This is a genomic window from Xanthomonas sp. CFBP 7698 (assembly GCF_003600855.1).
GTDB classification, from domain to species: Bacteria; Pseudomonadota; Gammaproteobacteria; order Xanthomonadales; family Xanthomonadaceae; genus Xanthomonas; species Xanthomonas cannabis.
The window spans coordinates 1-26,071 of the sequence record NZ_PRDN01000011.1; the positions used below are offsets into that span (position 1 = coordinate 1).

At 66.0% G+C, this 26,071-nt stretch carries 28 protein-coding genes; 13 read left to right on the forward strand and 15 right to left on the reverse strand.

Features of this window, described 5'->3' with window-relative positions; translation table 11 throughout:
• Positions 1–59: 59 nt before the first annotated feature.
• Together XnspCFBP7698_RS20715 and XnspCFBP7698_RS20720 are read right to left on the reverse strand one after the other, a co-directional pair.
• Complete coding sequence (locus tag XnspCFBP7698_RS20715; protein WP_104581819.1) at positions 60–821, reverse strand: restriction endonuclease; 762 nt, start codon at positions 819–821, stop codon at positions 60–62.
• A gap of 238 nt (positions 822–1,059) precedes the next feature.
• Positions 1,060–2,451 (reverse strand): alpha/beta hydrolase, encoded by a 1,392-nt coding sequence (locus tag XnspCFBP7698_RS20720; protein WP_104581820.1) that lies wholly within the window; start codon positions 2,449–2,451, stop codon positions 1,060–1,062.
• Between the two features lie 179 nt (positions 2,452–2,630).
• Between XnspCFBP7698_RS20720 and XnspCFBP7698_RS20725 the strand changes: the two genes are divergently transcribed.
• From XnspCFBP7698_RS20725 to XnspCFBP7698_RS20740, 4 genes are all read left to right on the forward strand, one after another.
• Positions 2,631–3,527 (forward strand): RluA family pseudouridine synthase, encoded by an 897-nt coding sequence (locus XnspCFBP7698_RS20725; RefSeq protein WP_104581821.1) that lies wholly within the window; start codon positions 2,631–2,633, stop codon positions 3,525–3,527.
• Positions 3,528–3,653: 126 nt separating this feature from the next.
• The gene (locus XnspCFBP7698_RS20730; RefSeq protein ID WP_199680259.1) at positions 3,654–3,959 is read left to right on the forward strand and encodes a hypothetical protein; all 306 of its coding nucleotides are present in this window, start codon (positions 3,654–3,656) and stop codon (positions 3,957–3,959) included.
• Positions 3,960–4,131: 172 nt separating this feature from the next.
• Positions 4,132–4,695 carry a TetR/AcrR family transcriptional regulator gene (locus XnspCFBP7698_RS20735; RefSeq protein ID WP_104581822.1) on the forward strand — a complete coding sequence of 188 codons (564 nt, stop codon included), beginning with the start codon at positions 4,132–4,134 and terminating at the stop codon, positions 4,693–4,695.
• Between the two features lie 43 nt (positions 4,696–4,738).
• Complete coding sequence (locus XnspCFBP7698_RS20740) at positions 4,739–5,218, forward strand: nuclear transport factor 2 family protein (protein ID WP_104581823.1); 480 nt, start codon at positions 4,739–4,741, stop codon at positions 5,216–5,218.
• A 62-nt stretch (positions 5,219–5,280) separates the two neighbouring features.
• On the opposite strand, the gene XnspCFBP7698_RS20745 is transcribed toward XnspCFBP7698_RS20740, so the two are convergent.
• Positions 5,281–5,736 carry a hypothetical protein gene (locus XnspCFBP7698_RS20745; RefSeq protein WP_199680261.1) on the reverse strand — a complete coding sequence of 152 codons (456 nt, stop codon included), beginning with the start codon at positions 5,734–5,736 and terminating at the stop codon, positions 5,281–5,283.
• A 301-nt stretch (positions 5,737–6,037) separates the two neighbouring features.
• On the opposite strand from XnspCFBP7698_RS20745, the gene XnspCFBP7698_RS20750 reads away from it, so the two are divergent.
• Positions 6,038–6,439, forward strand: a complete 402-nt coding sequence (locus XnspCFBP7698_RS20750) for an antitoxin Xre/MbcA/ParS toxin-binding domain-containing protein (RefSeq protein WP_199680263.1) — start codon at positions 6,038–6,040, stop codon at positions 6,437–6,439.
• A gap of 72 nt (positions 6,440–6,511) precedes the next feature.
• The gene (locus XnspCFBP7698_RS20755) at positions 6,512–6,943 is read left to right on the forward strand and encodes an energy transducer TonB (RefSeq protein ID WP_146093301.1); all 432 of its coding nucleotides are present in this window, start codon (positions 6,512–6,514) and stop codon (positions 6,941–6,943) included.
• Between the two features lie 178 nt (positions 6,944–7,121).
• Here the strand turns inward: XnspCFBP7698_RS20755 and XnspCFBP7698_RS20760 are convergent, their stop codons facing one another.
• Positions 7,122–8,753 (reverse strand): alpha/beta hydrolase-fold protein, encoded by a 1,632-nt coding sequence (locus XnspCFBP7698_RS20760; RefSeq protein ID WP_123137732.1) that lies wholly within the window; start codon positions 8,751–8,753, stop codon positions 7,122–7,124.
• A gap of 424 nt (positions 8,754–9,177) precedes the next feature.
• Positions 9,178–9,615, reverse strand: coding sequence for a DUF6393 family protein (locus XnspCFBP7698_RS20765; RefSeq protein WP_233549049.1), 438 nt, complete (start codon positions 9,613–9,615; stop codon positions 9,178–9,180).
• A gap of 390 nt (positions 9,616–10,005) precedes the next feature.
• Between XnspCFBP7698_RS20765 and XnspCFBP7698_RS20770 the strand changes: the two genes are divergently transcribed.
• Positions 10,006–10,566 (forward strand): hypothetical protein, encoded by a 561-nt coding sequence (locus XnspCFBP7698_RS20770; protein WP_081422528.1) that lies wholly within the window; start codon positions 10,006–10,008, stop codon positions 10,564–10,566.
• 125 nt (positions 10,567–10,691) lie between these two features.
• On the opposite strand, the gene XnspCFBP7698_RS20775 is transcribed toward XnspCFBP7698_RS20770, so the two are convergent.
• The 4 genes from XnspCFBP7698_RS20775 to XnspCFBP7698_RS20790 all read right to left on the reverse strand — a co-directional run bounded on the left by XnspCFBP7698_RS20775 (position 10,692) and on the right by XnspCFBP7698_RS20790 (position 12,805).
• Entirely contained in the window at positions 10,692–11,108 is a 417-nt protein-coding gene (locus XnspCFBP7698_RS20775) for a type II toxin-antitoxin system VapC family toxin (protein ID WP_104581828.1), read from the reverse strand.
• Positions 11,105–11,359 (reverse strand): Arc family DNA-binding protein, encoded by a 255-nt coding sequence (locus XnspCFBP7698_RS20780; RefSeq protein ID WP_047695765.1) that lies wholly within the window; start codon positions 11,357–11,359, stop codon positions 11,105–11,107. Before XnspCFBP7698_RS20780 ends, XnspCFBP7698_RS20775 begins: the two co-directional genes overlap by 4 nt.
• A gap of 140 nt (positions 11,360–11,499) precedes the next feature.
• Positions 11,500–12,612 carry a type II toxin-antitoxin system RelE/ParE family toxin gene (locus tag XnspCFBP7698_RS20785; RefSeq protein WP_123137733.1) on the reverse strand — a complete coding sequence of 371 codons (1,113 nt, stop codon included), beginning with the start codon at positions 12,610–12,612 and terminating at the stop codon, positions 11,500–11,502.
• Positions 12,599–12,805: a hypothetical protein gene (locus XnspCFBP7698_RS20790; protein WP_104581773.1), complete on the reverse strand. Its 207-nt coding sequence runs from the start codon at positions 12,803–12,805 to the stop codon at positions 12,599–12,601. The genes XnspCFBP7698_RS20785 and XnspCFBP7698_RS20790 overlap by 14 nt, the downstream gene beginning before the upstream one ends.
• A gap of 273 nt (positions 12,806–13,078) precedes the next feature.
• Between XnspCFBP7698_RS20790 and XnspCFBP7698_RS20795 the strand changes: the two genes are divergently transcribed.
• Entirely contained in the window at positions 13,079–13,603 is a 525-nt protein-coding gene (locus XnspCFBP7698_RS20795) for a membrane protein (RefSeq protein ID WP_047695577.1), read from the forward strand.
• A 32-nt stretch (positions 13,604–13,635) separates the two neighbouring features.
• On the opposite strand, the gene XnspCFBP7698_RS20800 is transcribed toward XnspCFBP7698_RS20795, so the two are convergent.
• Positions 13,636–14,901: a phospholipase D-like domain-containing protein gene (locus tag XnspCFBP7698_RS20800; RefSeq protein WP_179456100.1), complete on the reverse strand. Its 1,266-nt coding sequence runs from the start codon at positions 14,899–14,901 to the stop codon at positions 13,636–13,638.
• A gap of 282 nt (positions 14,902–15,183) precedes the next feature.
• Here XnspCFBP7698_RS20800 and XnspCFBP7698_RS20810 point away from each other — a divergent pair, with 282 nt between their 5' ends.
• Positions 15,184–15,735, forward strand: a complete 552-nt coding sequence (locus XnspCFBP7698_RS20810; protein WP_104581783.1) for a YdeI/OmpD-associated family protein — start codon at positions 15,184–15,186, stop codon at positions 15,733–15,735.
• Between the two features lie 113 nt (positions 15,736–15,848).
• Positions 15,849–17,210, forward strand: coding sequence for an MFS transporter (locus tag XnspCFBP7698_RS20815; protein WP_039415273.1), 1,362 nt, complete (start codon positions 15,849–15,851; stop codon positions 17,208–17,210).
• Positions 17,211–17,439: 229 nt separating this feature from the next.
• On the opposite strand, the gene XnspCFBP7698_RS20825 is transcribed toward XnspCFBP7698_RS20815, so the two are convergent.
• The 5 genes from XnspCFBP7698_RS20825 to XnspCFBP7698_RS20845 all read right to left on the reverse strand — a co-directional run bounded on the left by XnspCFBP7698_RS20825 (position 17,440) and on the right by XnspCFBP7698_RS20845 (position 22,888).
• Positions 17,440–19,764, reverse strand: coding sequence for an FUSC family protein (locus XnspCFBP7698_RS20825; RefSeq protein WP_104581774.1), 2,325 nt, complete (start codon positions 19,762–19,764; stop codon positions 17,440–17,442).
• Positions 19,761–21,221 (reverse strand): efflux transporter outer membrane subunit, encoded by a 1,461-nt coding sequence (locus tag XnspCFBP7698_RS20830; protein ID WP_104581775.1) that lies wholly within the window; start codon positions 21,219–21,221, stop codon positions 19,761–19,763. Before XnspCFBP7698_RS20830 ends, XnspCFBP7698_RS20825 begins: the two co-directional genes overlap by 4 nt.
• The gene (locus XnspCFBP7698_RS20835; protein ID WP_199680267.1) at positions 21,218–22,147 is read right to left on the reverse strand and encodes an efflux RND transporter periplasmic adaptor subunit; all 930 of its coding nucleotides are present in this window, start codon (positions 22,145–22,147) and stop codon (positions 21,218–21,220) included. The genes XnspCFBP7698_RS20830 and XnspCFBP7698_RS20835 overlap by 4 nt, the downstream gene beginning before the upstream one ends.
• A complete protein-coding gene (locus XnspCFBP7698_RS20840; protein ID WP_039413774.1) occupies positions 22,144–22,353 on the reverse strand; it encodes a DUF1656 domain-containing protein in 210 nt (69 codons plus the stop codon). Before XnspCFBP7698_RS20840 ends, XnspCFBP7698_RS20835 begins: the two co-directional genes overlap by 4 nt.
• 79 nt (positions 22,354–22,432) lie before the next feature.
• Positions 22,433–22,888, reverse strand: coding sequence for a MarR family winged helix-turn-helix transcriptional regulator (locus XnspCFBP7698_RS20845; protein ID WP_104581777.1), 456 nt, complete (start codon positions 22,886–22,888; stop codon positions 22,433–22,435).
• A 130-nt stretch (positions 22,889–23,018) separates the two neighbouring features.
• Between XnspCFBP7698_RS20845 and folE the strand changes: the two genes are divergently transcribed.
• From folE to XnspCFBP7698_RS20860, 3 genes are read left to right on the forward strand one after another with little or no spacing between them, the layout of a single operon-like run.
• The gene (gene folE, locus XnspCFBP7698_RS20850; RefSeq protein WP_047692703.1) at positions 23,019–23,621 is read left to right on the forward strand and encodes a GTP cyclohydrolase I FolE; all 603 of its coding nucleotides are present in this window, start codon (positions 23,019–23,021) and stop codon (positions 23,619–23,621) included.
• 19 nt (positions 23,622–23,640) lie between these two features.
• Complete coding sequence (locus XnspCFBP7698_RS20855) at positions 23,641–25,110, forward strand: DUF3375 domain-containing protein (protein ID WP_123137734.1); 1,470 nt, start codon at positions 23,641–23,643, stop codon at positions 25,108–25,110.
• Positions 25,097–25,798, forward strand: coding sequence for a DUF4194 domain-containing protein (locus XnspCFBP7698_RS20860; protein ID WP_123137735.1), 702 nt, complete (start codon positions 25,097–25,099; stop codon positions 25,796–25,798). The genes XnspCFBP7698_RS20855 and XnspCFBP7698_RS20860 overlap by 14 nt, the downstream gene beginning before the upstream one ends.
• The last annotated feature ends 273 nt before the right edge of the window (positions 25,799–26,071 follow it).

Genomic DNA, 26,071 nt, shown 5'->3' on the forward strand with positions numbered 1-26,071 from the left:
AGTTGCATGCATGCCTCCTCGCTCCCAACCGGTAGTGTCGCGCTTTTGTGGCCCGTTGTTCAGAGATTCCCTAGCGCGCTGCCGCAGCGCGCGCAGCTCGATGTGGCAACGGCCGCGGAAGCAGCAGAAGTAGAAGTAAAAGTGGGCTCGATGCGTGACGGTGCCGGCTGTGCTGCGACTTGTTGTTGCACCGCTTGAATCATTTTCAGCAGCTGTTCGCCACTAATTAGCTCAATCGGCTTACCTTCAGCGAATCGCTCCGCATCTTTCGTGTAGGTACCGATACAGGCGATCTTTACCGCGTGGGCTTGGTGATGAGCGAGCAGGCCGAACATTTCGCGCACGACGCTGACGCCAACCTGCTGGCGCTTCCACTGCTTGCATTGCACCAGCGTGCGGCGGCCGTCCTTGCGCAGGATCAGGTCGATGCCGCCGTCGGCGCCGCCCAGGCCGGTTTCTTCGACGCTGTAGCCCTGGCGGCGAAATGCTTCGCCCACCAATAGTTCGAACTGGCGCCAGCCGCCGGCGGCCAGGCTCTCCAGGCTTGTGCGTGTTTCCAGAAAGCGTCGCCGGCTGCGTGTGCGCAGATAGGAGAACAGCGCAGCAAGCCAGCAGACGCCGAGCAGCGTCCACGCCAATGGCGCGAACATTCCAGTCGATTGCTGGGCGAAGCCCTGCGACAGCATTCCGCTCTGGTGAGAGAACCACCAGGCGATGCCATAGCGCACCACCAGATATGCAGCGATTCCCATCACGAAGCCAACCGGCCACGGCAATGCGGCCAACGCTTCGAACCCGCTCTGCTTCTTTCTGCGTCCCATGCAAGAACCCCCGTTCCAGGTTCGAACATAACCGCTGGAACAAGGTTTGTCAGCAAACCAACCGGCGTTGCTATCTATCTCCCATTAACTGCGCTGCATTAAGTGCTCCGTTGCGGTAGAGCTCGCCGTTGTGCCAATGCTTGAGTTTGCTTGTGTCGCTATCAGCGCATCTTTGTAGGCCGCAGACGGGGAGCGCTTTAAATACTGAGCAATAAGATGGCAGTTCTATAGCCCACCATCATTCCCCAGGCTCACGACAGCGCTCAGCAACTTTCCGGTCCGCCACAAACTCAGCAACCGCACTCGCAAAACAAGCAGGGGCTGCAAACGCGAGCAGATGCGCGCCACGCTCAACGGTGCTGAGGGTCATCGGGCCTGCCGTTTTCAGCAGTGCGGCATGCGCCTGCGCGCCGGCGTACGGGGTGTTGGGGTCTAGCGTGCCGTGGATGATCAGCGTGCGTGGCAGGGTGGAGGGCCTGCGGCCGAACCAGGCATCGCGCGGGTAGGTGGGTAGGTTGGCGTCCACCAGCAGGCCGGGGATGGGGCTGACGAACAGGGCGTCCTTGGCTTCGGCCGCGACCGTTTCGCGGGTGAGGGTTGGCCGCGCATTGTTTTCGGACGCGGCAATCAGCATGACCAGCGGCAATGCGGGCTGGTTGTCGCCGCCTTGGCCCATGGCTGCAAGTGATGTCTGCAGGTCGGCGATAGTGGCAGTGAGCAACGTGGCGTCGTCACGGGCCAGGCCGTCGATGATCGCGGGGATCCGGTCGCGCAGCGTGGGGAAGTTGAGCAGCATGCCGAGAAAGCGCTTGGGGTCTTTGCCGGGGATTTGCGTGCGCCATGCGGCGCTGTCGCTGCGATCGAGCACGCTGCGATAGGTGGCGATGTGTGCGTCATCCAGCAGCGCGCGCCCAACGGCATCGACCACGGCAGTGCGGTGGCTCAAGTCCCATTGCGCGGCAGTCTCCGGTGGCACCAGGCCATCCAGCACCAGCCCATCCAACGGGATGGGCGCCACTTGCAGGGTGCGCAGTGCCAACTGCGTGCCATAGGACACGCCGTACAGCAGCACCTTGCCCTTGCGTCGTTGCTGGCGGATCAGCAGTGCAAGATCCTGCGCCGCTTCGGTGATGGTGAAGGCCTTGGTTCTTTGCGCATCTGCATACAGCGCGCCGATGCACGGGCCCCATTCGGCGCCGGCCAGGCCCACGCCGTCTGCGCTTTGCGGCGCTTCCTGCGCGGGGCACAGGCGGGCCGAGCGCCCAGTGCCGCGATGGTCCGGAATGATCAGGTCATAGCCGGGAAAGGCGCGCCGGTAAGTGCTGATCATCGGGTACAGCGATGCGCCGGCTTCGCCCGGCCCGCCCGCAATCAGCCAGACTTCGCCGCGTCGCTTGCTCTGGTCTGCTGCCGGAAAACGGCGGACGAACAGGTCGATGGTGCCGGCATCCGGCGCTTCATGCCGCAGCGGCACCTGGGCGAGCAGGCAGTCGCTACCGGCCAACGATGTCTGGGCCGCAGCGTCGGCACACGCGGTGAATGACGGCGGTGGCGCCTGCGCTGCGGTGGCAAACGGTGCAAGCAGCGCAGCAAGGCAGGCAAGGGCGGCATAGATCGCAGGACGACGCATCGAGTTCCATCTCTCGGCAAAGAGCCGCAGCATTGCCCAACGCGGCGTCGAGCGTATCGCCCGAAAGTCACTCTTGCCCGCTCAACCGCTTGCGTCCGCTATGCCACACGAACGGAGCAGGCAAACGCGGGCAGGGTACGATGCCACCCCTGTTCGTATGAGCGCGCCTTGTTGTGGCCATGCTTCCGGCACGCCCGATGCTCGATGGCATCCCCGCCAGCCAGTTCCAGTTGCCGCCCGGCCCCTGGTCCACGGTGTTGGAAGCGCTGTGCGCGTGCTTTGCGGGTGTGGATGCCGCCACCTGGCAGGACCGCTTCGCGCGCGGGCGTGTGCTGGATGCCGAAGGCAGCGCGCTCGATGCCTCTGCACCGTATCGCCTGGGCGCGGAGATTTTCTACTTCCGCGAGGTGGTGGATGAGCCGGTCATTCCGTTTGCCGAGACCGTGGTGCATGCGGATGCGCACGTGGTGGCGGCGTGCAAGCCGCACTTCTTGCCCGTGGTACCAGCTGGCGCGTACGTGCACGAGACGTTGCTGACGCGGTTGGTGCGGCGCTTGGATAACCCTGCGTTGGTGCCGTTGCACCGCATTGATCGCGATACTGCAGGGTTGGTGTTGTTCTCAGCCAACCCGGACACGCGCGGCATCTACCAGGCGCTGTTCCGCGAGCGGCGTATGCGCAAGCACTACCTGGCGGTGGCACCGCCGCTGCCGGGGCTGACGTTTCCGTATGTGCATCGCAGCCGGCTGGAGCCGGGCGAGCCGTTCTTCCGCATGCGCGAGGGCGTGGGCGAACCGAACAGCGAGACGGTGATCGATGTGGTCGCGCGCGGCGAGCACACGTGGACGTATCGGCTGGAGCCGATCACCGGGCGCAAGCACCAGTTGCGTGTGCATATGGCCGCGCTGGGCGCACCGATCCTGCACGACCGCTTTTATCCCGAACTGGAAGACCAGCGGCCCGATGATCCTGAGCGGCCGCTGCAGCTGTTCGCACACACGTTGGCGTTTGATGATCCGATAACCGGTGAGCCGAGATATTTCACTGCAACCGTCGGACCAATGCAGTCAACTTGAAACGATGGCACCACGACGGCTCGCATCGTTGAAAACCGTACGCATTATCTGATTTTCAGATATCCGAAATAATGCGCTAGCGTGAGCTCACGGACATCCCGTCCGCACACGTTGAGCGCGAGTGCCATGACGACATTGAAAAATCGCAAGACTGCCAGCCCGCCAGGTGTCGTGCTGGCGAACAACCGGCTGACGCAGCAAGAACACTTCAGCTTCGGCGTCACCATCGAGCAGATCGACCGGTTCCACACGCTGCTGCGCACGATCACTGCGCAAAGCGACATGGTGGCGGTGTGCAGTGGCCAGGCGCTGGATAACGGCAGCGTTTCGATTCTGGGCGAGAGCATCTTCAATGCCGCGCGTGCGCTGCGCGGCATCGTCGACGAGATCGATGCACAACCTCTGTGCGGCGAACACCAGCGCCTGCGGTAGACAAGCCGGCGATGGGCTGACCCCCGCTGCGCGCGCGGTCGCGTGTGGTTGCCACGCAGCCACCTTCTTGCACACACGGAAGACGGGCCGAAGCCCGATCCAGCGCCAGGCGCCGTGTTGACAGCAGAGAATGATCGTTCTAACTTACTGAGAACGATCATTCTCTACGCGCATGAAGCCCTCACTACCCGAACCTGAGCCCCACGCCGCGCTGCTCGATGCTACCGAGCGCCTGATCTACGCCGGCGGTATTCATGCCACCGGCATGGAGGCGATCGTCAAGGCGTCCGGGGTGGCGCGCAAGACGCTCTATCGCCTGTATCCGACCAAGGACGCGTTGGTGGAAGCGGCCTTGTTGCGCCGGGACGAGCGCTGGATGGCCTGGTTCGTGGCCGCCACCTCGCACAGCGATGATCCGGTGGCGCGCCTGCTGGCGTGCTTCGACGCGTTGCAGAGCTGGTTTGCCGATAACCGCTTCCATGGCTGCGCGTTTCTCAATGCGGCCGGTGAAATCGGCGACCCGGACCATGTCATCCGCAGGGCGGCACGCTTGCACAAGCAACGCTTGCACACGTATCTGCACGGCCTGGTGGTGGCCACCGGCCGGCCAGACCCGGATGCGCTGGCGCAGCAACTATTGGTGTTGATCGACGGCGCGATTGCCGTCGCGCTGGTCTTTGGCGGTACGGCGTCTGCAACCACCGCCCAACAGGCTGCCCGCAGGTTGCTTGGGTAGCGTCCTTTCCTTTCCTGTTCTGTCTTCTGTGAGGAGTGTTGCCATGTCATCGTCTGCATCGTCCCGCCCACCGCTGCCGCCCTTCACCCACGACACCGCGTTGCTGAAAGTGCGCCTGGCCGAAGACGGCTGGAACAGCCGCGACGCGGCCAAGGTGGCCCAGGCCTATAGCGTGGACACGCGTTGGCGCAACCGCGCCGAGTTCGTCGCCGGTCGCGATCAGGCGCAGGCCTTCCTCGAGCGCAAATGGGCCAGGGAACTGGAGTACCGGCTCATCAAGGAGCTGTGGGCGTTCAACGAAAATCGCATCGCGGTGCGCTACGCCTACGAATGGCGCGACGACTCCGGCAACTGGTTTCGCTCTTATGGCAACGAGAACTGGGAATACGATGCCGACGGCCTGATGCGCGCGCGCCACTCGTCCATCAACGACCTGCCCATCCAGGAATCCGAGCGCAAGTTCCACTGGCCGCTCGGGCGCAGGCCCGATGCGCATCCGAGCCTGTCCGATTTGGGTCTCTAGGCACGCCAGCGACCGGCGGCGGCATGAGCGCGCGGACGATTCCACCGCGCGCGCTCATGGACTCAACGCACCTTGTACAACACCGCCGCACCCGGCCTGGGCTCGAACATCGGCACGGTCTGCTGTTTGAGCGCGGTGCCCTTGGCATCCCACACCAGCGTTTCGACGGGGTAGTCGTCCTTGCGGGTCATCGTGCCGATCTGTTGGACGATCACGGTCTTGGCGGCCGGCACTTCCGGGTTCCAGGCGAACACGCCCAGGCGGCCGTAGAACACGGCCGGGGCGGCCGCGTCCAGGCGGCGGTCCGGGCACATGACCAGGCCGCGTTCCAGCATCACCCGCAACGCGCCGACGGGCACGGCCTTGACGGTGGGGCTGGTGCGCTCGGTGCTGTGGCCGGGGCAGACATTGGCCGAGCGGGTGATCATGTCTTCAGCGACCTGTCGGTCGGATTGGGCCAGCGCCGGCAGCGCGGCGGTGGACAGGGCAAGTACGGTGAGCGCGGATTTCCAGGGCATCTGACAACTCCTCATGAGGTGACACTCCAATACTGCAGCCCGTTGACGTGCAGGCTGCTGCCAGTGACGCGCCCGGAGCCTAGCAACCCCCTCGTTAAACACGGCGAAGGCCGGCGCCGCCTGGCCGCGGGTGCATGCACACCGCAACCAGACCGCCGCCGCCAGGGCATTAACGCCGCAGCGTCCAGCCGCTGCGTAACGCAACGGTTGCTGACGCTGAGAGCGCGTGTCAGGAGACTCCCGATTGAGCCGCAGTGATGACACGGATAGCGTGCGCGCAATCACACCGCTGGATTGCCCCATGGAACGCGCCGACCTCATTGCATCACTGCTCACCGGCATGCGGCGTGCCGAAGACTTCCGTGCGCAGGCGTCCATCTACAGCACCGCGCATAGCCAGCAGATGGAGGTCGACCACGGCAAGGCCGCCGACGCCGAGCTGGTGCTGTCGCTGTTCGCCTTTACGCCGGAGCACATCAAGCTACTGGGCAGCGCCGGCATCGAGGCCCTGGGCGAGATCGTCTGCCACGCCTGGGCCTTGAACGGCGGCAACAATGCCGCGCTGATCGGTTGGTTCCGCAAGCCCATGAACGCACTGGACGGGCAGACGCCGGCCGCCCTGGTGCGCAGCGGCCGCCTGCAGGTGCTGCTGCTGGTGCTCAGGCAGCAGCTGGAGTGGGAGCTGCCCAAGCGTTCGGCGTGATGTCACCGGCTTCGACAACGCGTCGCCGCCCGAGTGCTGCGACTTCGATACCCATAATCAGGATGATCCCAGTTGTCTAGAAAATCGTTGGCGGTCTATGCGGCGATGTTGATGATCGCCTCAAGCGGCCTTGCCAAAGCACAGGATGTGCAGCCATCAACTCAGGTCAATTCCCATGCGCGTGCTCCCGTCGCACTGCGTACGCCTGTCCCTCGCTACCCCATACGTCTTCTTCTGACAGGAGTGGGTGGCGAAGCGAAGGTGCGATTCTGGGTGGAACAGGATGGGACCGTGACTAATCCGTCCCTTCATGAGAGCAGTGGGAGCGCTGAGCTGGACAAGGTAGCGACCGATGGCGTGCTTGTGTGGCGATATGCACCTGCATTGAACAACGAGGGCCTGCCTGTCAGAAGCCAAATGCAGGCAACGATCGGTTTCGATCCGACCAACGACCTCAGCCCGGAGCAGGTCGAGGCAAGCTTGAAGCGCTTGAAGTCGAAATAGCTTGATGCAGCAGAGGCTGGCATCGAACACTTGGGGCGTGCGCGCACCAGGGCAGTTCCGCCGGCCAGGCGATCTGCGGCATGCAACACCGCAGTGACCGCCAGACCTGTCACTCCGGCCGCACGTGGCGGGTACGGCCGGCACGCCAGTCAGCGTGCGGGTACGTGCAGCGACGCGCTTACCGCTTCGGCCGCGCCACCGCGTACATCTCCCAGGCGATCTTCTTCATCAGGGCGTTGCTGTCGTCGCCCTCCTTGTACAGGTCGAAGTGGGTGCGGCCTTCCAGGTAGCGGAAGTCGCTCTTGGCGCCCAGGCCGTCCAGCACCGCCTGGAACTTGCGCGCCGCGCCATCCAGGTAGAACGTGTCGGCGGTGCCGACGATCAGGTGGATCTTGCCATCCAGATCCGGTTTGAGCGTGGGCCACTGCGCCGCCACCCGTGCGGCGATGTCGTAATGGTCGCGCCAGTAGGCCACTACGGCCGGGTCGACGGCGCCGGTGTCGCGGTCGAACATCGGCAGCGGCCGGCCGTCTGGCCCGCGCGGGGAGAACACCCAGTCGAACGAGGTGAACTGGCCGCCGTGCTGGCCCAGCACCGCTTCGAGCTTGGCGAAGGTTTCCAGATCGGCCACCACCTTGCCCTGGTCGCGGATCAGCGGGAACTGGCTGCCGTCTGCGCGGCGGTAGACGTTGGCATTGGGCGCGTACAGATCCGGCCCGGTGAAGTCATGGAAATCGCTGGAATCGGGCGAGGTGGACCAGGTACCGCCGAACAGCTTGGGGTAGCGCGTCTGCAGCCACAGCGTTGCCCAGCCACCGGACGAATGCCCGTTCAAGAACCGGCCCTTGGCCTTGCCGTCCATCTTGTACTGGCGTTCCAGCGCGGGGATCAGCTCTTCGGTCAGTGCGGTGCCCCAGGGTCCGTTGTTGACCGAGTCGGCGAATTCGTGGGTGCCGGTGGGCGTGGACTGGTCCAGGAACACCCAGATCATCGGCGGCATCTGCTTGGCGGCCATCGCCGCCCAGGTAGACGCGATGCTGCCGGCAAAGCGGTTGTAGTTGCCGCCGAAGCCATGGGTGACATACACGGTGGGATAGCGCGTTGCCGCCTTGGCGTCGTAGCCGGGCGGGGTGAGCACGCGCGCGCGCAGGGAAACCGGCCGGCCCCAGAACGCGCTCAGCGCGGGGCTGACTAGCGACGCATCGGCGCTATGCAGCCTGGCCTCGGGCACGGCATCGCGCACGGCCTGCGGCGCACGCGGCGAGACCTGCCACGGGTCGTCCGAGGCCGGCACCTGCGTGCTCAGCGTCAGCGCGGGCAGCGCGGCATTCTTGCCGCCCAGGGTGACCGGCGTGACGGCGCTCAGCAGGTCGCCGCCATCGCGGCCCATGTAGCCGTAGCTGTGGTTCGGATCCAGCACGGCCTGAAACAGATACTCGCCAGCCGGCAATGCCGAGAACCCACTGGGGAAGGCGATGTTGTCCAGATCGATCTGCACGCTAGCGCCTGGTTTGAGGCCACTGACCTCCTGCGCTGCCACCGCCGTGGCGCTGGGCCGGAACGGGTTGGTATCCACCGCCTCCACCTTGCCGGCCTTGCCGTCCTTGCTGGACTGCTTGGCCTGGGCTTGGGCATCCTTGGCCAGCGTGGCGAACACCAGCAGCCGGCCGGAGGTGGGCTGGTCGGTGGCACCGCCCAGGGTGACACGCAGCAAGCGATGGGCCGGCGCCGGCGCGGCGGCCTGCACGGTGCAGGCGCACAGCAGGCCAACGGCCAGGCCCACACGCGGAGCAAGACGATGTAGGGACATGCAGATCCTTTGAAACCCAGGTGGATGGAGTGGGCGCAGATGGCCCTGCGCAGACTGTAGCCAGTTCCGGTTGGTCGGGTGCGAAGTGCGACATATGGTCTCCGTAGCTGAGCTGCCTGTCCAGGAATCACCTCCTCAACCGGACCCGGCTCCAGCGGCATCGCGAGCAGCGAAAGCGCCAGCATGAAGCTGGGCCAGCCTCAAGTAAAAAAAGCCAGCGTTGGTTTCAAGCCGGTAAGTGCCTGACAGACAGCCAATCTAATGTTGGCGCTAGATTCCGCTTGTTCCCGGAGAGGCGCGCTTGCTACGGCAGATCGTGTTTGATCCCGTGACAGACGCATTGAAAGCGATCGCAACGTTGCGTTGAAGATGGCCGTCATCGGTTCTTACGTCGGTTTTCCCGGCCATGGGGTGCTTGGTTGGATTACTGGCTTTTGATGCAGACAGCGTCGATGTGCGTCACTTTGCCGCTGGAATCCAAGGAAAAAGTCATCACGATGGAGCGCGCATCGGGGTCCATGATCGCCTGACCCTTGTTGTCCCTGACGACCAGCTTGCCTGCAGTGTCTTCAATGATCCTTGAGGTTGGAGAATTGCCGAACATCTTCAGCACCGTTGCTCTTGCTGTAGACAGCTGTATGTATTTGCTGACGATGCTGCTCACGTCGATCTGCTGGAGTCGAAGGGGTTGTTGGGACGCATAAATTTCGTCGAGCATGGGTCTGGCTTCTGCTTTCGGGATGCCATCCTGCTTCGAAGCGGTGCGTGCCGTCTCTGCATTGATGCAGGACGAAGGTGAGAGCATCGCGATACCTATGAATGCGAAGGTTGCAGCCCAACGGTTTAGCATGATGTATGGCATGGCGATCTCCTGATGCAGCTGGTCATATGGATCAGATGTCTGCGAGCTATTCCAGGCAACCGTTCTATCTTGATGGATGTCTGATGTGAGCGATGGAGCACGGTGCTTGCTTCCGAACTCCAAACTGCATCACGCAACGAAGTCGTTGAGACGATTTGCCGGGTTTGCGAGGTGTTGGTCTTCAACGATGCACACACCAGCGGCGTGGCCAGCTGGGTGGCGTAGGTGTGGTGCTCCCACACACACGCACATGGTGTCATCGTACGCAATCGATCATCTGCCGCTTGGCGTTATGCACAGGTGCCGTTGCGACTTCCATTCAAGACGCAAGCGTTAGCCGCGCAAGAGCCGCTGCCGGCACCTTGCATCGCAGACCAAGGAGTGATCGAAATGAAACGTAAAACCAGTTATCGCGGTGCGCTTGCGGCATGTGGCCTTTCGCTCGTCGCCGCCGCGCTGTGCATGGACGCTGCCATTGCAGCACCGGTCACCGGAGCGGACAAGGTCACGCTGACCCATGTCTTTGCCACGCTGCAGACGGGCCAGCAGGATCAGAAGCCGGAAGATATTGCGGCCTGTCGCAAACAGGTGTCGGCACCAGATTCCAAGTATCTGGGGGTGACGGTCACCACCAAGTACTCCATCGACGTGCAGTCCAAGATCATGTCTGCTTCTTCCTCGCTGCCCTCTCCGGTTGCCACGCAGCCGCTGGTGCTCACGGTGCCGCTGTCGCCGTTGGGCTTGTCTGGCGAGTATGCCTTCGGGGCATTTCGACCGAGCGCGCTGCCCAACACGTATGTGCTGTTCTCGGTAGGGCTGGATTTCAAGGGACCGCAGTCGTCCGTGCTGGTGCTCAACAGCGACAAAGCCTACAACTGCCTGGTCACCAGCAATCCGGCGCCGTTCAAGGGGTCACTGGGTACAAAGCTCGGCAAAGACCAGGGGACGTGATGGCTGCAACCGCCGGCTAATTGACGAACGGGCTGAAGACATCTTCGGCTCGTTCGGTTGCTGCTTTCAAAACAGTGCGTTAGGAATCGGCGCCGAAATGCCGGTTTATCACCGCACGCGACAGCTCAATTCCACGGGTTGATGACCTCCAATGCCATCGCCGCGAACGGTGCCGTGTCGCGAGTGGCAACGGCCAATCCATGCGCGGCCGCCGTCGCAGCGATGTAGGCGTCGGCGCGCCCAAGCGTGAGCCCTGCAGTTTTGGCTTTCGATGCAAGCGCCGCAAATACGTGCGATGCGTCCAGGTCAAACGCCAACAGGCGCCCGTTGAACAGTGGCAACACATCGCGTTCCAGCCGTGCATGCAACGTGGATCGTTTTCTGCCCTCGGGCATCACGGCAATACCGAAGCGCAATTCGGCCACCGTCACGACCGACAGGAACAGCGTCTCAATGGCCTGCGCATCGATCCAGGCGAGGACGGACGGATTGGGCTTGGGCCGCCAAAGCTCTGAGACGACGTTAGTGTCGAGCAGGATCACTTCAGATGGATCGGCTTGATCGCGGCCTTGTCGCGCAATTTGTCGAAGGCGTCGGCTTCCCTGGCAGTCAGGCCGGCATCGCGACCGATCTCTACCAGCAGGGAACCGAGCTTGACCCGGTCGGCGGGTTTGGCCGCCAATTCAAGGATCGCGCGGATTTCTGCTTCAGTACTGCGGCCGTGGAGTGCAGCCCGCGCGCGGATCGCGCGATGCACGTCGTCTGGGATATTGCGGACGGTGAAAGAAGGCATATGGTCCTCCCGGTGACATCAGGTTGCTTGCACTTTAGAGAAGTGCAAGCACTCAGGCAACGTCAGCACGCCCGGTATCGAATGCAGTCATTCCCGCATTAGCAGGTAAGTGGAATCCGGGGCCAACCCAGCCCCACCCCTTACCGATACGGCCCCGGCCCACGCCACACCGGTTCGCCCTGCTTGTAGACCTCCATCATGTTGATGACCTCGCGGGCGTCGCCGATGGTCTTCAGCTCCGGCGAGTCCGGTGGCAGCAGGCGGCATTTGCTGGAGCCGCGTTTGAGGGCGACCTCCAGCGGGCAGACCATGCGCTGCTGGGTGCCGGGCAGGATGATGGCGATTTCCTGCATGCCCTGTTCCTTCCACACCCGCAGCTGGGTTTCGCTGCGCACGTCGTAATAGACCTGGAAGCCGCCGATATCCAGGCTGGGCTGGGCGTTGTTGCGGTCGCGGCGGCGGCCTTCGCTGATGGTGGGCGTGTAGGCGGTGCCGTCTTCGGCGGAGTCGGCGGGTTCGTCGAGCATGCCCGGTGGGCGCCCGGTCCAGGTCTCGGGGCGACGCTGCGGCGGCGACGACGGCTCGGCCGGCGGTTGCGGCGGGGTGGGGCGCTGCACGGGGCGGGTCTGGCGCTGTTCGGTCAGGCCACCACGGCGGGTGTCGCCCGCCGGCGGCACCGGGTTCCTGGCGTTCTGGACCAGGGTGGACTGCACCGGCGAGGCGGCCGGCGGCGGCTGCACCGGGGCCGGGGTCTGCGAGGGCGGCGTGGGAGTGGGCGAGGGCGTGGGTTGCTGCGGCTGGCTGGTGTCGCCGACAAAGTCCACCTTGGTGCGGCCACCGCTGGGCGAGCCCTGCGGCGGGGTGACGGTGGGGGTGGAGGCCGACAGCAGGATCAGCAGCATCAGCACGTGCAGCAGTGCGCTGATCAGCGCGGCGATCCACGGCTCGATACGTTCGATCAGCGGCTCGGTGCGCGGCAGCCAGTCGCTGGCGTCGAGGTGGACGTGCAGCAGTTGCAGCGCGTCGTCGCGCACGCGGTACACCAGCACGTACGGGGTTTGCCTGACCACCCACTCGCGAGTGCCAGGCACCCGGCCGGCACGGCCACGGCCGGGCTGCTCGGCCAGCGTGCGGGTGGCTTCCAGCACCTGCCGGCCCATCGCGGCGGCCGCGGCCGGGTTGAGCGCGTGGTAGTGATCCTGGGCGTGGGCAAGCTGCTTGACGGCCGGGACGGTCCAGTCACGCCGTAACATCAACGCCCCACCTGGCGAACAGTGCGCCGACCTGCGCCGGTGCGGCAAACGCGCCCTGCTCTGCGGCGGCAATGCCGTCCTGCACCGCAGCCTGGAAGCTGGCATCGCCCACGATGCGGACCACGTCGTCCCAGCCGGCCGTGTCGGGCAGCGTGTCGATCAGCGTGTGGGCGTCTTGCTTGATGGCGGACATGGCACTGCGGTGGGGAACACTGCGCGCAAGTCTACCTGTGCCGCTCCGGTTCGCGTGTGGCAACCGCCGACGCGCGTTTGCGGCGTTCACCGGCCGGGGCGGGAACGCACCCGCTGCGGTGGTCTACGTGCGTACAGCCCGGCGAGACGGCGGCTTGCCGGCGACCGGCCGCCACGCCGCCGCCTGCAGAAAGTGACACTTGGCACCTTGTTCGCGCCGATGGCTGGTTTCATTCTGCGTCGGTCGCTTCAACCCACCCGCAAAGGAACCGCCATGCCCGCCGCTGCCATCGCACCGCTGACGCCGTATCTCTCGATGGCCGCCATTGGCTACCTCTACTACCGGCGCATCCGGCGCAGCTTTGGCCGCCAGCAGTGGAAGCCGGCGAGCACGGCAGTGCGCAGCGTGGTGCTGATCGTCGCGGCCGCGGCGCTGGCGTATGCGGTCTACGGCTTGCCGCAGGTGCGGGCCGGCATTGCCGTGGGCACGTTGGTGGGCATGGGGCTGGGTGCGCTGTCGCTGCGCTATACGCATGCCGAGTGGGTGGACGGGCGCGGCTGGTATACGCCCAATCCCTGGATCGGCGCTGCCTTGATGCTGGTGTTGCTGGGCCGGCTGGCCTGGCGTTGGGCCTCGGGCGCCTTCAGCCAGGGCGCGACGGTGGCCGGTTCGCAGGCCAGCGCGCTGACCCTGGGCATCGCCGCGGCGCTGGTGCTGTATTCGCTGGTCCACGTGGGCGGGGTGTGGTGGCGCCTGCGCCAGTTGCGTCTGCAGGCCGGAACTACCGCGCCGCTGTGAGGTGGTGTTGCTGACCGCGGACGCCGTGCGCACTACACCTGCGAGCGGAACGGGAATACCAGCTTCTCGCCCAGCTTCTGCCGCAGTGGGCGTGCGCGCCACCGCTCCAGCGTGTAGCGCTCGGCGCGTTGTAGGTCGGCCTCGAACACCTCGGTCATACGCGCGGCCAGGGTGCGGTCGTAGACGTTCAGACTGGCCTCGTCGTTGAGGCGGAACGAGCGGATATCGAAGTTGGTGGAGCCCACCGACACCAGCAGGCCGTCGATGATCAGCAGCTTGGTGTGCAGCATGGTGGGCGTGTATTCGTGGATGGCGATGCCGGCCTGCAGCAGCGGCTCCCAACTGGCCTTGGAGGCCAGCCGCACCGAGATCGCATCGATATGCTTGCCGGGCAACAGCACGCGGATGTTGACGCCGCGGCTGCGCGCTTCCAGCAGCGAGCGGGTGATCAACGCATCCGGCACGAAATACGCTGCAGCCAGATCGATGGACGTGCGCGCCGCGGCAATGGCGATCAGGTACATCAGGTGCATGCTCTCGCTGCCGCCGGCGGGCGAGGCCACGAACAGCTGCGCATCGCTGTCGCCGGCCGGTGCCAGCTCAGGGTAATACTCGGCGCCGTTGAGCACGCGGCCGGTGCTCTTGATCCAGTTGTCGTTGAAGGCCGCCTGCACCTGCGCCACCACCGGCCCTTCGATCCGGTAGTGCGAGTCGCGCCAGTGGTCCGGGTCCTGCGCATCGCCCATCCACTGGTCGGCGACGCCCACGCCACCGGTGAAGCCGAGACGGCCATCGATCACCAGCAATTTGCGATGCGTGCGGTTGTTGACGCGATGCAGGTTGTACCAGGTCAGCGGACGGTAGCGATGCACTTCCACGCCGGCCTCGGTCATCTCCTCCACCAGCGACGGGTCCATCTTCAAGCTGCCGCCCCAGTCGATGGTGACGCGCACCTTGACCCCGGCGCGCGCGCGCGCGGACAGCGCCTCGCTGAACTCGCGACCGATCTCGCCCGACCAGTAGATATAGGTCTCGAAGGTGATGGTGTGCTGCGCGGCGCGGATGGCGGCCAGCATCGCCGGAAAGATCTCGCGCCCGTTTTGCAGCACATCGATCTTGTTGCCGGGCAGGATCGCCGGCCCCAGCAACACCGACATCTCGCGCTTGAACTGCGGGTCGGACACGTCATAGCAATGGCCGGGAATGTGCTGGAGCTTTTTCTCAGGCGTGGCGAAGTTGAGCGCCAGCAGCCCCATCACCAACGTGATGACGACCGTGGCCACGATGATCCATGTCATGCATCCAACTCCGGTTCCCCTGCCATTGCGGCCACAAGCGGCCGGCATTCTGGCAAGGCGGACGGCATGGGGGGTGTGAAGGGCGCGGCATGGATGAGGAAGACCAAGCGCATCGCGCCGGCGTAAAACGCGGCGCGTTGGGACCGCCGTGTCGCACTCAATCGTAGGGGCAAGGCACGCACCTGCACGACATGCGACCTCGACAAGGCTGCCGCGTCGCGCTGCATGTGGTCGGTTCTGCAGCGCTGCGTGTGGCGATCTTGCGGTGCTATGGTCCGCAGCATGGTCAACGCCGTTGCCACCATCCGCTTCAAGGCTACGTTGCTGGCACCGGCAGCGCCTGCTGGCGCGTCCTGGCTGTTTCTGGTGCTGCCTATGGCGGCCAGCGACAGGCTGCCCACGCGCAGCATGGTGACGGTGGCGGGCACCCTGGCCGGGCAGCGCTTGCAGGCGACCCTGCAGCCGGACGGGCAGGGTGGGCATTGGCTCAGGGTTGATCGCGCGCTGCAGCAGGCGACGGGCGTTGCGGCCGGGCAGACGGTGGCACTGGAGATCGCGCCGGTGGACGTGGAACCCGAGCCGGTCGTGCCGGACGATCTTCACGCCGCACTGGCCGCGCATCCGGCCGCACGTGCGACCTGGGACGACATCACCGCAGTGGCGCGGCGCGACTGGATCTTCTGGATCGTCTCGGGCAAGAAGGCCGACACGCGGGTCAGGCGCGTCGCCACCGCCTGCGACATGCTCGCGGCCGGCAAGCGGCGTGCGTGCTGCTTCGATCGCTCCGGGATGTACAGCAAATCGCTTGCGGCACCGACCCCGAAAGCGGACTGAAGCGAGCGGCCCCGGCGTGCACTTTGCCGCTGTATATGCGCCGAAATGCTTACATGCGTCACACAAGCGCGCACCTATACTCCGGGGCTGTCCCACCCAAGAGAATCCACCGCATGAGCGCACCCCCATCGTCTCCGATCGCCGCCGGTTCTGGCGCAGCACCCGGTAGCCTTCGCCGCTCGGTGTCCAATACGCTCAAGGGATCGGCCGGCAATCTGGTCGAGTGGTACGACGTCTACGTCTACTCGGTGTTTGCCACGTATTTCGAATCGCAGTTCTTTTCCAAGGAAGACAAGAACGCCACCATGTTCGTGTGGGCGATCTTTGCGATGACGTTCTTGATGCGCCCGATCGGCGCGTGGTACTTCGGCCGTTTCGCCGACCGTTACGGCCGCCGTTTGGCGCTGACAATTTCGGTGTCGTTGATGGCGGTGTGCTCGTTCGTCATCGCAATCACGCCGACCGTGTCCACGATCGGCATTGCCGCGCCGATCATTTTGCTGCTGGCGCGCCTGCTGCAGGGCTTTGCTACCGGTGGCGAGTACGGCACCAGCGCAACCTATATGTCCGAAGCGGCCATTCCGGGCCGGCGCGGGTTCCTGTCCTCGTTCCATTACGTCACCCTGGTCGGTGGGCATGTGCTGGCGCAGGCGACCTTGCTGGTGATGCTGCATTTCTTCGATGCGTCGCAGGTGTCGGCGTGGGGCTGGCGCGTGGCATTCGGCCTGGGCGGTATCGGTGCGCTGGTGGTGTTTTGGCTACGCCGGACCATGGACGAGTCGTTGAGCTCCGAATCCATCGCCGATTCGCGTACCGGCAAGGCCAGGGCCTCCGGTTCGATGCGCGAGCTGTTCGTCAATCAGTGGCGTCCGCTGCTGTTGTGCTTCCTGATCACCGCCGGCGGCACGATCGCGTTCTACACCTATTCGGTGACCGGCCCGAAGATGATCCAGACCGCGTTCGCCGGTGGCGACGTGATGGCCGGCACCATCATCAACCTGGTGGCGCTGACGGTGTTGATGCTGATGCAGCCGGTGGGCGGCTGGTTGTCGGACATCGTGGGGCGCAAGACCTTGCTGGTGTTCTTCGGCATCGGCGGCGTGCTCTATACCTGGTTCCTGGTGATGGAACTGCCCAAGCAGACCGATTGGCTGACCGCGTTTGCGATCCTTACCGTGGGCTTTGTGATCCTGACCGGCTACACCTCGATCAACGCGGTGGTGAAGGCGGAATTGTTCCCCACCCATGTGCGTGCGCTTGGCGTTGGCCTGGGCTATGCACTGGCCAATTCCGCGTTCGGCGGTACCGCGCCGTTGCTGTACCAGGCCTCGTTGAAGACCAACCATGTGAGCGAATTCGTGATCTACGCAACAGCGGTGATCGCGGTGTCGCTGGTGGTCTACATGTTCTTCCTGACCAACAAGGGCAGCAACTGGCTGGACGACGAAGCGGCGATGCATCAGCGCAAGCGGTGATGCGCGCGGGCTGACTGGGCTGCTTCTGCCTTCTCCCTTCGGGACATTGTCCTCCTTCATGGGGGAGAAGGTGCCCGAAGGGCGGATGAGGTACGGGCGAAGCCTCGCGTCATCCATTGCTGAGTGGCTTTGCCTCGTACCCTCACCCCAACCCCCGCTCCGCGCCCCGGCCCGCGCTGGCGGCGCGGGCGCTCCAAGGCACGCGCGCCAGTGGCGCGCAAGCAGTGCCTTATCGCCCCGAGGGGAGAGGGGCTAAAGCAGACGGCTCGTGCTTGATGTCTTCGCGTCGCTGTACTGTCTCTGCAAACAGGCTGTAACGCAGCCCGATCAACCCCAATAGCGCTTCATCGCGATACGTGCCTGCTGGCACCTTGTCCACACGCGTCAGCGATATATCCAGACGATCACGCAAAGAGTTGGGCCCCGGAAACGGCCGCTTGTGCGCCACCTGCTGCCGATAATGCGCCGCAACCTCGGCCAGAATCGCGTCCACTGCATCAATGCTTGGCTGCGGCAACCCATGCCGCGCGCTGCGTAGTTGCAGGATGTTCAAGCCCACGCGCACTTCGTTGAGCATATCCACCGAGGCCAGGTCGCTGCCTTCCGGGGTCAGTGCCAGCCGCGGTGCGAGCAGGCCGAGCAGGTCCAGCATGCGGGCGGCAAAGTGCTGCCGGTCCTGCGTGCCATGGCCCTCTGCCGCAGCGGCCAGCGTGCGCCAGCCCTGGCGCACCAGCCGGCGTGCGCTCCATTCGGCGCCGACCGAGCGGAACAGCCGCGTCAGCACCACGGCAAAACCAATACCGAGCACCATGGCCACCGCGGCGTTGACGAAGCTCTGGATATTGGCGTTGTAGGTGTTCTGCAGGCTGAGCAGGGCGGTGAGGTTCACCACCAGCGGCAGCGCGATCAGCATGCTGGCAGGGCGGTGCAGCAGCGCGCCCAAGGGCAGGAACACCACCGCCAGCAGCAGCACCAGCATCGGGAAATCGTGGATGGCCGGAAAGATGCCGAACAGGTAGATACCGGCCACTACGCTGGCCACCACCGCCCAGGTCAGGAACGACAGCATGCTGGGCGCGGGGTCGTCCTGCGCGGCGAAGAACGCGGCCGTCACCGCGGCCATCATGGCGCCGTTGCCGCCGCCCTCCCAGCCGATGCCGATCCACAGCACGCAATACGCCATCAACGCGAAGCCGGCACTGGCGGCGGAAAACGCGACCATGCCGAAATCGATGTGGCGCGTGGTGCCGCCGCGTGCAGGCACATCGGCGGTGTCGCTGGGTAATCCGCGCAGGCGTTGCAGCAGCGAGGTGCGCGTGTGCGGAGGTGTGCCGGGTTCGGGCGGTGCGCCTGCGACCGGTCCGGCCGAGGCAGCCGTCGCAGCGTCGTTGCGTGAACCTGCCAGGCGATGCAACGCGGCGCGTACGCGCCAAGCCGATCCGGTTGCGCTCCGCACCGTGGCGGCCCGCTCGGGTGAGGCGGCCGTCGCGGCCGGTATCGCGATCGCCGGTCTTGCCGCATTCGGCATTGCCCGCAGCGCTGCGGGCGCCGTGCCTTGTACCAGGGCCTGCTCCAGCGCGCGGCAGTCCTGCCAGAGGTCGAGCAGTTCTTCCAGGCGCAGCAACAGGCTGGCCAGCAGCAGATGCGCGATGTGCTGATCCACCGGGGGGCGCAGCGCGGCGATGCGGGCGCGCAAGGCATCGACGTCGACAGCATCAGCCGTGGCACCGTCGCCGGGATCCACCCAGGCCACAATATCGTGCAGCAGCGCAGCCAGCTCAGGCTGGGCGGTGGTGTCGTCGTGCAGCGCATCCAGCCGGTCGGTGATCGAGGACAGCACCGGCAGCAGCATCAGCATGCGCGCGCGTAGCTGCTCCAGCGCGGGGGCGGCACCGGCATGGCGCGGGTCGTCGTAGCGCACGAAGGCGATCAAGGCCTCGAACTGCACCAGGTCGGCCGCCAGGCGGTTGCGCGGTGCGTGCGCGGGGCCGCGCTGCAGCACCTGCCGGCACCACTGCGCCGCATCCTGCATCCAGTTGCCGATGCGTGCGGTGAGCATCGGCCGCACCGATGCAGGGAACACCAGCGCGGCAAACAGCACCGCCATCACCGTGCCCAGGACGATCTCTTCGCTGCGCGCCACCACGGTGTCGAAGATGCCTTCCGGTGCGGTGACCGCCGGGAAACCGATGAAGGCGGTGGTGTAGCCGGCCAGCAAAAACGCATAACCGCGCGGGCCGCGATTGAGTAGCGCCAGGAACAGGCAGGCCGAGAGCCACAACGCCATCGCCGCGCTCAGCAGCAGGGGCGTTTCCACCAGATTCGGCAGCATCACCAAGGTTGCCGCGCCGGCCAGCAGCGTGCCGAGCACGCGGTACACGCCCTTGGCGCGGGTGGGCCCGAGCAGCGGTTGCGAGACGATGTAGACAGTGGCCATCGCCCAGTACGGCCGCGACAGATTGCCGGCCAGCCCCACGTACAGCGCCGCGATCGAGGCGGCGAAGGTCTTGGCCGAAAACAGCCAGGCCTGGCGATCGCGCAGCAGGGGGATCATCGCGCAGCCGTGGTGTCGCTGCGCCCGGCAGCGGCATCCCAGCCGCCGCCCAGTGCCAGAAACAGCTGCAGTTGGTCCTGCGACACCTGCGCCTGCGCATTGGCCAGCGTCATGTCGGCGGTGGCCAGGGTGCGCTCGGCATCCAGGCTGGACAGATACGGCGTGCGCCCGCCCTGATACAGCCGCCGGTTCTGCGCCGAGGCGAGCTCGGCCTGTTGCTGCGCCTGTTCCAGCAGGTGCAGGCGGTCCAGATCCTGCGCATAGCGCGAGAGCGTGGTCTGCACTTCGCGCAGGGCCTGCAATACGGTGTTGTCGAATTGCGCCAGCGCCGCGTCGGCACCGGCTTCGGTGGCGCGCACCCGTGCACGCGCACCGCTGGACGGCAGCGTCCATGAGATCAGCGGGCCGAACGACCACGCCTGCGTGGCCGGCTCGCCGATGTCGGCCAGCAGGCCGGTGGCGCCGATCGAACCGCCCAGGCGGATGTCCGGATACAACGCGGCAGTGGCCACGCCGATGCGTGCGGTGGCGGCGGCGAGCCGGCGCTCGGCCTGGCGCACATCCGGGCGACGCGCCAGCAACGCGCGGCCATCGCCGATCGGGATGGGCCGTTGCAGGGCGGGCGCGTGGTCGCAGCTGTCCACGCCGGCCGGCACCTCGCTCGGTGTCTTGCCCAGCAGTGCGGCCAATTGGTAGCCGGCGGCCTGGCGGCGCGCGCGCAATGGCGGCAGCGAAGCTTCCAGCATCGCCACCTGGGCGGTGGCGCGCGCCAGGTCCGGCGGCGTGCCGCGGCCGGCAGCGATCAGGCGCTGGGTGATCTGGCGGCTGCGCTGCTGCAACTGCAGCGAATGCTCGGCCACGTGCAGCTCGTGGTTGGCGTGGCAGATCTCCACGTAACTGCCGGCCACCTGCGCGGCCACGTTGACGCGCGCCAGATCGATCGCCGCCTGGGCCACCTGCGTATCGGCGTGCGCCGCTTCGGCGCCGCGCTGCAGCTTGCCGAACAGATCGAACTGATACGACACCCCGACCTTGCCATCGGCCAGGTTGAACACCGGCAGCTTTTCCTGCTGCAGGAACGCCTCGGCCGAGACCTGCGCGCGGCTGACGCCGGCGTCCACCTCGTAATCGAAACCACCGGCATCCAGCGCCTGTTCGTACACCGCGGCGGCGCGGCGCAGGTTGGCGCCGGCCACCTTCAGCTCGACGTTGTCGCGCAGGGCCTGTTCGACCAGGGCATCGAGCATCGGGTCCTGGTACAGCGCCCACCAGCGCGCCGGCAGCGCGGCGCCGGGCTGCACCTGGTCGTTGCCGGTGTCGACAAAGGCGGCATTGGCCGCCGGCCGCTGGTAGGCCGCATTGTCCGGCAGCGCGTAGTTGGGGCCGACCGTGCTGCAGGCACTCACTGCAGTCAGCGCGGCCGCCAGACCGAGATGGCGAAACACGGCGCGTTTCATGGCGCCGCCTTGGCCTGCACGCGGGCAGGCGCGGCGGCCGGGGTTGCATTGGCTGTGGCTGTGTCGGGCAGGATGCTCACCGTGGCGGTGCGCCCGGCGATCAACTGTACGTGCGCAGGCACGCGGTCCAGCACGATGCGCACCGGGATGCGTTGCGCCAGCCGCACCCAGTCGAACGCAGGGGTGACGTTGGGCAATGCACCGGCGCTGCCGCTGCGGTAGCGGTCTTCGATGCCGGCGGCGATGCTCTGCACATGCCCATGCAGCGTGACCGGCTCGCCCATCAGGTGCACGTCCACGCGCTGGCCGGGGTGCACGCCCTGCAGGCGGGTTTCTTCGAAATAGCCATCCACGCGGAACGAGCCGGTGTCCAGCACCGCCACCACCGGGCGCCCGGCAGTGACGTAGTCGCCCACGCGCACGGTGCGGTCGCTGACGTGGCCATCGGCCGGGCTGCGCACCTGGGTGCGGTCCAGGTTGAGCTGGGCCAGGTCCACCGCCGATTGCGCGGTGGCGACTGCCGCCTGGGCCTTTTGCACATTGGAACGGCGCACCTCGGCGTCTTCGGCGGCGACCAGGTCCTGCAGGCTGCGGTCGCGCGCGATCTCGCGGCGCAACTGGCTCAGCGTGGCCTGGCGCTCGGCCAGCGCGGCGCGCGCCTGCTCCAGCGCGATCGCATAGCGCGCGCGGTCCACCACGAACAGCAGCTGCCCGCGCGTGACCGGTTGGTTGTCGGCCACGGCGACCGACTCCACCAGCCCGGACACATCCGGCGCCACCTGCACCACGTCGGCACCTACGTGGGCATCGCGCGTCCACGGCGCGTCCATGTAATAGCGCCACAGATGCTGCAGCACCAACGCAGCCACCACCACCATTGCCAGGGTCAGCAGCGCCGGCCCGGCGGTCTTGATCAGCTTTTTCACGATTGCATCCACCGCATGAGAGAAAACAGGCCGCCCAGCAGCGCGATGTACAGCGCCAGGTTGAACAGCGCCGGGTGCCAGATGTGGCGGTACGCGCCCGCGCGGGTCAGCAGCGCGCCGATCGCGCTGTTGAGCAGATACGCCAGCGTCATCAACGCCAGCAGGGTGGGAACGAACACACCGTAGAGACTGAACTCGCCGTACATCGGGCCTACCTGGAAAGGGAACAACGTTGCCCGGCAGCATCTGGCGTGCCGGCCAACTGCAAGCGCATACCGCCGTGCGCTAGTCGGACTGCCCCAGCCGCGCATGCGCCTGGGCGATCTGCTCCCACAGCGTCAGCACGGTCTGCACCTGCGCCTCGCTGAGCGCACCGAAGACCTCGGCGCGCAACGCGTCCAGGCGCACCTCGATCTGCCCGGCCAGCGCCTGGCCCGCAGCGGTGAGCCAGAGCTGGTTGGCACGGCGGTCGCTGCTGTCGGCTTCGCGCCGGACCAGGTCCTGGGCGGCCAGCTTGTCCAGGAGCCGCACCAGCGAGGGGCCTTCCATGCCCAGCTGCTGGGCCAGCGCCACCTGACGGATGCCGCCGCCGGAGCGGCCGATCATCAGCAACGGGCCGGTGCATGCACTGGACAGCCCGAAGCTCTCGAAGGCCTGGTCGGCCAGCCGTTGCCATTGGCGGGCGGCGACCAACAGGCCGGAACTGAGCTGGGCGCGCGGGGAGGCAGTGCTGATCGCCATAATAGTTAGGATGCTATCAATTCAACAATGAATCAATAGTCACTGAACCCGCGGCAGCGGCCGCAACCGGTGCTGGGGCCGTCGGCCCGTCCTCGGGTACCATGCTCGCCCCCTTTGGGTGCACCTGCGCATGAGCCAGTCCGACCAGCCCGATTCCTCCGTCACCCAGGCCCAGGCCGAAGAGGCCGTGCGCACCCTGCTGCGCTGGGCCGGCGAAGACCCCTCCCGAGAAGGTTTGCTGGACACCCCGCGCCGGGTGGCCGAAGCCTATGGCGACTGGTTCAGCGGCTACCGCGAAGAACCGCGTGCCTACCTGGAACGCACCTTCGAGGAAGTGGCCGGCTACGACGAGCTGATCGTGCTGCGCGACATCTCCTATGAAAGCCATTGCGAGCACCACATGGCGCCGATCATCGGCAAGGTGCACGTGGGCTACCTGCCGCGCGGCAAGGTGGTCGGCATCAGCAAGCTGGCCCGCGTGGTGGAAAGCTACGCGCGCCGCTTCCAGGTGCAGGAAAAGATGACCGCCCAGATCGCCCAGTGCATCCAGGACGTGCTGCAACCGCGCGGCGTGGGCGTGGTGGTGGAAGGCGCGCACGAGTGCATGACCACCCGCGGCATCCACAAGCGCGGCGTCAGCATGGTCACTTCCAAGATGCTGGGCAGCTTCCGCGAAGACGCGCGCACCCGCGCCGAATTCCTGCAGTTCATCGAAGTGGGCGGCAAGCGTTGAGGCAGCCGTTGCAGCGCGCATGAAGCACCAGGCACGTATCGCCGGGTATCGGCAACTGCGCGAGCAGCCGGTATGGAAACTGCTCGCCGCCGACCATGCCCCCGAACTGATCGGCCTGCTGCAGACCGTGCTGATGGACGGCGAACGGCGCCTGCCCTCGGCCGTGCTGCACGAGCGGTTGCAGCGCCAGCTCGATGCCTTGCGCGCCGACGAACTGTCGCGCGAATTGCCGCGTACCGCGCAGGCCTATCTGGCGCATTGGCTGGCACAGGGCTGGCTGGAACGCCGCCTGCCCGAAGGTGCAGCAGAAGAAGAATACGAGTTGTCGCGCGCGGCCACCCAGGCCATCCGCTTCATCGTCGGTCTGCGCGAAAGCAGCAGCAGCGCTACCGAAAGCCGCCTGTCGCTGGTGATCCAGCAACTGGTGCAGCTGGCCGGCCAGACCGAAGCCGATCCGGAGCTGCGCCTGGCTGCCCTGCGCGACGAACGTGCGCGCATCGATGCCGAAATCGAACGCGTGGCGTCGGGCCGCGTGGCGGCACTGGATGGCAAGCGCGCGCTGGAACGCGCCCGCGACCTGATCCATCTCTCCGACGAGCTGGCCGAAGATTTCCATCGCGTGCGCGATGATTTCGAGCAGCTCAACCGTCAGTTCCGCGAGCGCATCATCGACGACGAAGGCGCGCGCGGCGATGTGCTCGAACAATTGTTCAACGGCGTGGATGTGATCGCCGACAGCGAGGCCGGGCGCACCTTCGAGGCGTTCTGGAGCCTGCTCAACGACACCCAGCAGAGTAGCCAGCTCGATCAGGCGCTGGATGCGCTGCTCGCACGCGGCTTCGCGCGCAAGTTAGACCGCCGCGAACGCGCCTTCCTGCGCGGGCTCACCGGCACGCTGCTGGAGCGCGGCGGCGAGGTGCATACGGTGATGCAGCACTTCGCGCGCAGCCTGCGCGGTTTCGTGCAAAGCCGTGGCTATCTGGAACAGCGCCGGCTCAATCAATTGCTCAAGCAGGCGCAGGGCGAAGCCCTGCAATTGCGCGACAGCCTGCATGCCACCACCGCTACCGGGTATACGCAGGCGCTCAGCAGCAGCCGCCTGCGTTCGTTGTCGCAATGGCGGCTGCACGACCCGCGGCTTACCCAGGTGGATGGGCGTGTGCAAGCCGCCGATGCCGCCGAGATCTCGCTGGACAGCGTGGGCGACCTGGTCGCGCAATCGGAGATCGACGTGCGCAGCCTGCGCCGCGATCTGCATGAGTTGCTCGGCCAGCGCCCGCGGCTGACCATCGGCGATGCGTTGCAACAGCGCCCGGCCGTGCAAGGGCTGGGCAGCGTCATCGGTTACCTGTCGCTGGGCACACGCCACGGCCTGGTGATCGAGGGGCAAATGGAAACGGTGCAATGGGAAGGCAGCGACGGCGCCACGCGTCGCGCGCGCATTCCCTTGGTGTGGTTCACCCGGGAGAAACGCAATGAACTGGTCTGAGGACACGCGCCTGGACGCCGACGAGGACACCGGTGTCCCGGCCAATGACGGCCGCCCGCCGCTGACGGATGCCTCGAGCGCGCAACCGCGCGGCGAGCTGTTTCTGGGCGACACCGGCAGGTTGCCGTTCGACGCGCGCCGCGCGCTGTGCCAGTTGCTGGCCGGGCCCAGCATCGATGCGCAACGCCATGGCGCGTTGTGGCCGGCGCTGTTGCGCAACGAGGCGGCGATCCGTCAGCTGTTGTGCGAGCTGTTTCTGGAGCTGGTGCTCGACCGCGAGGGCGGGGTGGCCTTCACCCGTCAGGCCGACACCGCCGAGCTGGAATCGCCCACCTTGCTGCGCAGCGCGCCGCTGACCTTTATCGAATCGGTGTTGCTGCTGTTCCTGCGCCAGCAACTGGCCGAAGCCGATACCCGCGGCGCGCGTGCGGTGGTGGACGAGGCGCAGCTGGTGGAGGCGTTGTCGGTGTACGAGAAGAACGTGTCCACTGACCGCGCAGGGTTTGCGCGACGGGTGATGACGGCCATCGGCAAGATGCGCGACAACCAGTTGCTGTCGCGCCTGCGCGGCAGCGAGGAGCGTTACGAAGTCTCGCCGGTGTTGAAGCTGTTGTTCTCGGCCGAGGATGTGCAGACCCTGGTGGTGGCGTATCGGGAGTTGCGAGAGGGGGAGGTTGCGTTGGAGTGATGGCGTCTGCACCCCGGATCGCCATCCCTTCTCCCACCGGGAGAAGGTGCCCGAAGGGCGGATGAGGGGACGGCCGATCGCGATGCCTGGATGTGACGTCTGGAGTGTGTGTGTAGCCGTGCGTCATGCATTGCGCGATGAAAGTCAGCTCTCACGCCCCGTCAAGCGCAAGTGACTTTCCTCATGGCCGGCACTGAGCCATCAGCTTCCCGCGCATCGTCAGCACCCGCTCTCGTCACTCATCCGTGTCCATCCAGATCACCGCCCCGCGTA

Bases quoted from the DNA above. Each gene is read 5' to 3' on its own strand.
- XnspCFBP7698_RS20715 (WP_104581819.1), bottom strand. From the start codon at position 821: ATGGGACGCAGAAAGAAGCAGAGCGGGTTCGAAGCGTTGGCCGCATTG.
- XnspCFBP7698_RS20720 (WP_104581820.1), bottom strand. From the start codon at position 2,451: ATGCGTCGTCCTGCGATCTATGCCGCCCTTGCCTGCCTTGCTGCGCTG.
- XnspCFBP7698_RS20725 (WP_104581821.1), top strand. From the start codon at position 2,631: ATGCTTCCGGCACGCCCGATGCTCGATGGCATCCCCGCCAGCCAGTTC.
- XnspCFBP7698_RS20730 (WP_199680259.1), top strand. From the start codon at position 3,654: ATGACGACATTGAAAAATCGCAAGACTGCCAGCCCGCCAGGTGTCGTG.
- XnspCFBP7698_RS20735 (WP_104581822.1), top strand. From the start codon at position 4,132: ATGAAGCCCTCACTACCCGAACCTGAGCCCCACGCCGCGCTGCTCGAT.
- XnspCFBP7698_RS20740 (WP_104581823.1), top strand. From the start codon at position 4,739: ATGTCATCGTCTGCATCGTCCCGCCCACCGCTGCCGCCCTTCACCCAC.
- XnspCFBP7698_RS20745 (WP_199680261.1), bottom strand. From the start codon at position 5,736: ATGCCCTGGAAATCCGCGCTCACCGTACTTGCCCTGTCCACCGCCGCG.
- XnspCFBP7698_RS20750 (WP_199680263.1), top strand. From the start codon at position 6,038: ATGGAACGCGCCGACCTCATTGCATCACTGCTCACCGGCATGCGGCGT.
- XnspCFBP7698_RS20760 (WP_123137732.1), bottom strand. From the start codon at position 8,753: ATGTCCCTACATCGTCTTGCTCCGCGTGTGGGCCTGGCCGTTGGCCTG.
- XnspCFBP7698_RS20765 (WP_233549049.1), bottom strand. From the start codon at position 9,615: ATGCCATACATCATGCTAAACCGTTGGGCTGCAACCTTCGCATTCATA.
- XnspCFBP7698_RS20770 (WP_081422528.1), top strand. From the start codon at position 10,006: ATGAAACGTAAAACCAGTTATCGCGGTGCGCTTGCGGCATGTGGCCTT.
- XnspCFBP7698_RS20780 (WP_047695765.1), bottom strand. From the start codon at position 11,359: ATGCCTTCTTTCACCGTCCGCAATATCCCAGACGACGTGCATCGCGCG.
- XnspCFBP7698_RS20785 (WP_123137733.1), bottom strand. From the start codon at position 12,612: ATGTTACGGCGTGACTGGACCGTCCCGGCCGTCAAGCAGCTTGCCCAC.
- XnspCFBP7698_RS20790 (WP_104581773.1), bottom strand. From the start codon at position 12,805: ATGTCCGCCATCAAGCAAGACGCCCACACGCTGATCGACACGCTGCCC.
- XnspCFBP7698_RS20795 (WP_047695577.1), top strand. From the start codon at position 13,079: ATGCCCGCCGCTGCCATCGCACCGCTGACGCCGTATCTCTCGATGGCC.
- XnspCFBP7698_RS20800 (WP_179456100.1), bottom strand. From the start codon at position 14,901: ATGACATGGATCATCGTGGCCACGGTCGTCATCACGTTGGTGATGGGG.
- XnspCFBP7698_RS20810 (WP_104581783.1), top strand. From the start codon at position 15,184: ATGGTCAACGCCGTTGCCACCATCCGCTTCAAGGCTACGTTGCTGGCA.
- XnspCFBP7698_RS20815 (WP_039415273.1), top strand. From the start codon at position 15,849: ATGAGCGCACCCCCATCGTCTCCGATCGCCGCCGGTTCTGGCGCAGCA.
- XnspCFBP7698_RS20825 (WP_104581774.1), bottom strand. From the start codon at position 19,764: ATGATCCCCCTGCTGCGCGATCGCCAGGCCTGGCTGTTTTCGGCCAAG.
- XnspCFBP7698_RS20830 (WP_104581775.1), bottom strand. From the start codon at position 21,221: ATGAAACGCGCCGTGTTTCGCCATCTCGGTCTGGCGGCCGCGCTGACT.
- XnspCFBP7698_RS20840 (WP_039413774.1), bottom strand. From the start codon at position 22,353: ATGTACGGCGAGTTCAGTCTCTACGGTGTGTTCGTTCCCACCCTGCTG.
- XnspCFBP7698_RS20845 (WP_104581777.1), bottom strand. From the start codon at position 22,888: ATGGCGATCAGCACTGCCTCCCCGCGCGCCCAGCTCAGTTCCGGCCTG.
- folE (WP_047692703.1), top strand. From the start codon at position 23,019: ATGAGCCAGTCCGACCAGCCCGATTCCTCCGTCACCCAGGCCCAGGCC.
- XnspCFBP7698_RS20855 (WP_123137734.1), top strand. From the start codon at position 23,641: ATGAAGCACCAGGCACGTATCGCCGGGTATCGGCAACTGCGCGAGCAG.
- XnspCFBP7698_RS20860 (WP_123137735.1), top strand. From the start codon at position 25,097: ATGAACTGGTCTGAGGACACGCGCCTGGACGCCGACGAGGACACCGGT.